Origin of the sequence: Xenococcus sp. PCC 7305 (assembly GCF_000332055.1) — a bacterium.
Classification (GTDB): domain Bacteria; phylum Cyanobacteriota; class Cyanobacteriia; order Cyanobacteriales; family Xenococcaceae; genus Xenococcus.
The window spans coordinates 23,935-30,003 of sequence record NZ_ALVZ01000150.1; the positions used below are offsets into that span (position 1 = coordinate 23,935).

At 40.8% G+C, this 6,069-nt stretch carries 5 protein-coding genes; 3 read left to right on the plus strand and 2 right to left on the minus strand.

Annotated features, from left to right (window positions below; translation table 11 throughout):
* Positions 1–38: 38 nt before the first annotated feature.
* Together uvrC and XEN7305_RS09100 are read right to left on the minus strand one after the other, a co-directional pair.
* Positions 39–1,919 (minus strand): excinuclease ABC subunit UvrC, encoded by a 1,881-nt coding sequence (gene uvrC / locus XEN7305_RS09095; protein WP_006509107.1) that lies wholly within the window; start codon positions 1,917–1,919, stop codon positions 39–41.
* Positions 1,920–1,929: 10 nt separating this feature from the next.
* Complete coding sequence (locus XEN7305_RS09100; protein WP_006509108.1) at positions 1,930–2,517, minus strand: tRNA-(ms[2]io[6]A)-hydroxylase; 588 nt, start codon at positions 2,515–2,517, stop codon at positions 1,930–1,932.
* Positions 2,518–2,705: 188 nt separating this feature from the next.
* On the opposite strand from XEN7305_RS09100, the gene XEN7305_RS09105 reads away from it, so the two are divergent.
* The 3 genes from XEN7305_RS09105 (at position 2,706) to atpC (ending at position 5,673) form a co-directional block, all read left to right on the plus strand.
* The gene (locus XEN7305_RS09105; RefSeq protein ID WP_006509109.1) at positions 2,706–3,455 is read left to right on the plus strand and encodes a metallophosphoesterase family protein; all 750 of its coding nucleotides are present in this window, start codon (positions 2,706–2,708) and stop codon (positions 3,453–3,455) included.
* A gap of 160 nt (positions 3,456–3,615) precedes the next feature.
* Positions 3,616–5,070, plus strand: a complete 1,455-nt coding sequence (gene atpD / locus XEN7305_RS09110) for a F0F1 ATP synthase subunit beta (protein ID WP_006509110.1) — start codon at positions 3,616–3,618, stop codon at positions 5,068–5,070.
* A 186-nt stretch (positions 5,071–5,256) separates the two neighbouring features.
* The gene (gene atpC / locus XEN7305_RS09115; RefSeq protein ID WP_006509111.1) at positions 5,257–5,673 is read left to right on the plus strand and encodes an ATP synthase F1 subunit epsilon; all 417 of its coding nucleotides are present in this window, start codon (positions 5,257–5,259) and stop codon (positions 5,671–5,673) included.
* The last annotated feature ends 396 nt before the right edge of the window (positions 5,674–6,069 follow it).

A 6,069-nucleotide genomic window follows, 5' to 3' on the forward strand; every position in this document is an offset into this window, starting at 1 on the left:
CACTCTTGACGAGAAAATCACCTACCAAGTTGTGTAAACTAAGATTTCTGGGGGTGAAAAAATTTGTGAATCTCTTCTGCTAAACTTTTACCAATGCCTGAAACTTCAGTTAACTGTTGAGGGGAAGCCTCACGAATATAGTCAATAGAATGGAAATGAGCCAACAATTGTTTTTGTCGCGCGAACCCCAATCCAGGAATTTCTTCTAGACGACTCCTTCTACTATTTTTCAATCTTTGTTGCCGATGGAAACTTACGGCAAAACGATGGGCTTCATCCCGAACTCTTCTTAATAGTTGGACTCCTGGTTGTTCTGCCTCAGTATCTAGAGATTTTGACTCGCCTGGCAAAAATATTTCTTCTCTTTTTTTCGCCAGACTTACAACTTTTACGATATCTAATAAATTCATTTCTTGTAAAACTTTTACTACCGCAGACAGTTGTCCTTTTCCCCCATCAATCATGACTAAATCGGGAAAATCATGATCTTTTAAGGGTAAAACTATATTTTTATTATTGGCGCAGGTTACATATTTTTTAAACCTGCGTTGGATAACTTCTGCCATACTGGCAAAATCATCGGAATGACCAATGGTCACTGTCGGATTTTTAATTTTATAGTGGCGATAATGTTGGTTGGCGGCAACCCCATCAATAAAAACAACTTGGGAGGCCACAGCATTAGAACCTTGAATATGGGAAATATCATACCCTTCGATGCGTTTGGGAATTTCCGGTAAATCGAGAATTGCGGCTAGATCTTGTAGAGCTTGATTATTGCGATCGCTGAACCTTTGGGTTCTAGCTAATTCATATTTGGCATTTTTCTCCACCATTTCAATCAATTCAGCTTTGATTTGTCTTTGGGGAACTACTAAAGTTACTTTCTTGCCTTTTTGTTGGGTTAACCATTGGGTGAGGATTTCCTCTTCTGGCAATTGATGTTGCACAATTATCTCGGTGGGGATTTCTACCGCGTCTGCTTTTTGATAATGGGATTCGAGAACCTTCTGTAAAATATCCCCTGGGGTTCCTGATTGGGCATCGGCAAAGAAACCGAGTCTACCCACTAATTTCCCGGCGCGAATTTGAAATAACTGAATACAACAATGTTGTTCGTCAGCCGCTAATGCGATCGCATCACGGGAGATCGTATCGTCCGGCAGGGAAACTTTTTGATCGGCATTTAATTGATACAGTGCTTGAATGCGATCGCGTATTTGAGCTGCTTTCTCAAAATCCAACTCTTCAGAAGCTTTGAGCATTTGGGTTTGCAATGTCTTGACCAGCTCATCTGTGCGTCCTTGAAATACCATCGCAACTTTTTGCATAGTTTGGTGATACTCTTCCGGTGTAATTAGATTTTGGCAGACTCCTGGGCATTTTCCCATGTCGTAGTTGAGACAGGGACGGTTCTTAAATAATGGTTGGCGGCGTTGCCGCAAGGGAAAAGCGCGTTTAATAATATGCAGAGTGTAGCGCAACAAACGAGTGTCGACATAGGGACCATAATAGCGATCTTTGGCCTTGGTGAGTTTTCTTTTGCGAGTGATATAGATGCGGGGATAATCCTCTGACCAAGTTATGCAGACATAGGGATATTTTTTATCATCTTTTAACAGCACATTGTAATAGGGTTGATGCTGTTTAATGAGATTGGCTTCTAAGGCTAGAGCTTCGGCTTCGGTGTCGGTAACGATAAATTCGATTTCTCTAACTTGGCGCACCATCATGGCAATGCGATCGCTGAGTCGTTGGGAATCGCGAAAATAGGATCTAACACGCGATCGCAATTTCTTCGATTTGCCGATATAAAGAATATCATCGTTATTCCCGCGCATGAAATATACTCCAGGTTCGGCGGGGATTTCTTTGAGACGATTTTCTAGTTTTTCTGGTTCTCTCAGTAATGTTGCCATGATTTAGAAGCTAACTATGAATTCTGGGTTCATGATGCAAAGTCGCAAGAATTTCACTTTCTATAGTAGATAATTCTGCTAAACGACGGTCTACCAAATCGCGATCGCAGTAATGTGTTGCTAGCAACCAATAAATTCCATAATGGCGTGCTTCTGAGGCCATTAACCCACGATAAAAGGCTGCCAGTTCTGGCTCTGGACAATGTTCGCCAATTAAACCCAATCTTTCATGGGAGCGCGCTTCAATGAGAGCTGAAATCAGTAGTGAATCCAACAAACGTTCTGGCTCTTGATGGCGAATTTGAGCTTTGAGCTTAGCGCCATAGGGGGGAGAGTTTAGAGGTGCCAAGGGAATGCCTTTTTTTTCTAGCCATTGATTCACTTGGTCGAAATGTTCTAGCTCTTCCTTTGCGATCGCTGTTAGCTGACGAACTAATTTAGTATAGGAAGGATAGCGAAACATCATATTAATCGCTACTCCCGCTGCCTTGCGCTCACAATGGGAATGATCTAGTAAAACTATATCGAGATTTTCTAAAGCTTGGTTAATCCAGCGATCGCTAGTAGGCTGTTGAATAATTTTAATCGTAGTTGTCATAGATAAAGGCACGATGAACTTTCCCCCAAACTTAATAACCTAAGCCTATAATAATAGGATGCGGCATGTCAGGAAAAAGGAACCAACCAAGAGGAAAATCCCGATTACTTAACTAATTATTAGTTTTTATCACTTATTACTTATTACTCATTACTTATTACTTACTTAGTTAATTATTTACCGAATTTATGGCTAATCAACGCAGAATTGTCATCGGAGACGTTCATGGGCATTATGAAACTCTTATTGCTTTACTAGAATCAGTTGCACCTAATAGTGATGACCAAGTCTATTTTCTTGGGGACTTAATAGATCGAGGGCCTAAAAGCGCTGAAGTCGTAGACTTTGTGATGAAGCATAAATATCAATGTCTCCGTGGTAATCATGAGGAAATGTTGTTAGAGGTAGTTGGGCAAGGTAAAGTTACGGTGCAACTTTATCAGGGTTGGCTTCATAGTGGAGGTTATGCAACTGTTACTAGTTATGACAGCAAAATCCCCCAAGAGCATATTGATTGGATGAGAGAATTGCCTTTATACCTCGACCTAGGAGATGTGTGGTTGGTTCATGCGGGTCTTTCTCCCCATATACCCTTGGAACAACAGACCTCCGAACAATTTTGTTGGATTAGAGAAGATTTTCATGCCATTCCCCAGCCTTATTTCTCGGATAAATTAGTCATTACAGGTCATACTATTACCTTTACTTTCCCAGGAGTTCAACCAGGACAATTGGCAGCAGGCAATGGATGGCTAGATATTGAAACTGGGGCATATCACCAGAATAGTGGTTGGCTAACCGCATTAGATATTGACAATCAAAAGGTTTACCAAGCTAATACTCAAGACCGCCGCCTACGCATCATGCCCTTGACAAGAGCAATGGTTAAAGTTGATATCTCTAGTGTTCGCGATCGCAGAATGATTAGAAGGGCTTAGTTTTTCAGTCTCCTCAATCAGACTAATTTAGACTTATTTCCTAACTTCCCTAACACATACCACACCATAAGGTGATAATCTATAAGTTGGCAAATTTTAGATTAAATTAAGATTTACTCTGCCATATTAAAATATCTAAACCACCAAGTAGAAGCAAAGCATGGTAGCCACAACAGATAAAACAAACGTAGGTAAAATTACTCAAGTTATCGGTCCCGTTATCGATGCTGAATTCCCAAGTGGGAAAATGCCCCGTATTTATAATGCCTTAAAAGTAGAAGGTAAAAACTCATCAGGCCAGGATGTTGCTGTAACTTGTGAAGTACAACAGCTACTAGGAGACAATCAGGTTCGTGCAGTTGCAATGAGCGGAACTGATGGAATCGTCCGCGGCATGGAAGTTGTTGACACAGGAGCTCCCATTAGTGTTCCTGTTGGGAAAGCTACTTTAGGTAGAATCTTCAATGTCCTTGGTGAAACTGTTGATAACAAAGGTCCAGTTAACACTGATGAAACTTTTCCCATTCACAGACCTGCACCTCAATTAGTAGATTTAGAAACTAAGCCTAAAGTATTTGAAACTGGTATCAAAGTTGTAGACTTGCTTACTCCCTATCGTCAAGGTGGGAAGATTGGTCTCTTCGGTGGTGCTGGAGTTGGTAAAACCGTTATTATGATGGAACTTATCAACAACATCGCGATCCAACACGGTGGTGTATCCGTATTTGGTGGTGTGGGCGAACGTACTCGTGAAGGAAATGACCTTTACAACGAGATGATCGAGTCCAACGTTATCAATGCAGATAAACCCGAAGAATCTAAAATCGCTCTTGTGTATGGTCAGATGAACGAGCCACCTGGAGCTAGAATGCGCGTCGGACTATCTGCTTTGACTATGGCAGAATATTTCCGTGATGTGAACAAACAAGACGTATTACTATTTATTGATAATATCTTCCGTTTTGTCCAAGCTGGTTCTGAGGTATCGGCACTTCTTGGTCGTATGCCTTCTGCGGTGGGATATCAGCCCACACTTGGTACTGACGTGGGAGATTTACAAGAACGCATTACTTCTACAAAAGAAGGTTCTATTACTTCTATTCAAGCAGTATATGTACCTGCGGATGACTTAACTGACCCGGCACCAGCAACTACTTTTGCTCACTTAGACGGAACCACTGTACTTTCTCGTGGTTTGGCTTCTAAAGGTATTTACCCTGCGGTAGATCCTCTAGATTCTACTAGTACTATGTTGCAACCCGACATTGTAGGAGAAGAGCATTACGATACTGCTCGTGCTGTGCAGTCTACTTTACAGCGTTATAAAGAGTTGCAAGATATTATTGCCATCTTGGGTCTAGACGAACTTTCTGAGGATGATCGTCTAGTTGTAGATCGTGCTCGTAAGATTGAGCGTTTCTTGTCTCAACCTTTCTTCGTTGCAGAAGTATTCACTGGTGCGCCTGGTAAATATGTCAGCTTGGAAGAAACTATTAAAGGATTCAAAATGATCCTTGGCGGTGAATTGGATGATTTACCTGAACAAGCTTTCTATCTTGTAGGTGATATTGCAGAAGCTAAAGCTAAAGCTGAAAAACTTAAAGCAGCAGCTTAAACAGTGATCAGTGGTCAGTGATCAGTGATCAGTTACTAGTTGTTTAGTAGGTATCTAAATAAAAAAGATAATGAAGTTTGTTTCAAGCTCTGATAACTAATGACTGATGACTGTTAACTGATGACTGTTAACTGCTTGCCCTCGAATGGGGGTTAACTGATAACTGATAACTGTTAACTGATTAAAATGTCATTAAATTTAAAAGTAATTACTCCCGATAGTATTGTTTGGGAAGATCAGGTAGAAGAGGTTATTCTACCAAGTACCACAGGGCAATTGGGTATTCTCTCTAATCATGCACCTTTGATTACAGCTTTGGAGATTGGGGTAATGCGAGTCCGTCCTGGAAAGGACTGGAAAGCAATCTCTCTTATGGGAGGTTTTGCCGAGGTTGAAAATAATGTAATCAAGGTTTTGGTTAATGGTGCAGAGGTCGGAGAAAATATCGATCTTGAATCAGCTCGTGCTGAGTTTCAATCCGCTAAGGATAATGTTGATGCCGCAGAACAATCTAGTGACCCTCTAGAAAAAAACAGAGCTACTCAAGCTTTCAAAAAAGCTCGGGCGCGTTTTCAGGCTGCTGGCGGAATGGTTTCTGCTTAGTCTTTTTGCTAATTTAGCAATTTATAATACTAACCATCATCAAAGAGAATTAATATTCTATTCTCTTCGATGGTGGTTTGTTGTTTTTGGGAAAGAAAATATCCATACAAAGACCACAGAGAAATACAGCAGCGGTTAGAAGCCTTGAAAATCGTCAAATTACCGATAATTGCTGAAATAGATTTTGATTAAAAGCAGCTAAGGATGCTTGAACGAGGTGTTAAGGCTGGATAAAAATCAGCAATTCCAAATTCGAAAGTAACAGGGGATACAGAACTAGGCTTACGGTAGCGCAGCAAGATAGAAAAAAGTCAGAAATCAAGAGTGAGCTAATTTATGGAAGTCAAAGCGCTTAGTTTCACAGTGCTTTTAGGATATATAGAGACAGTCATCGAG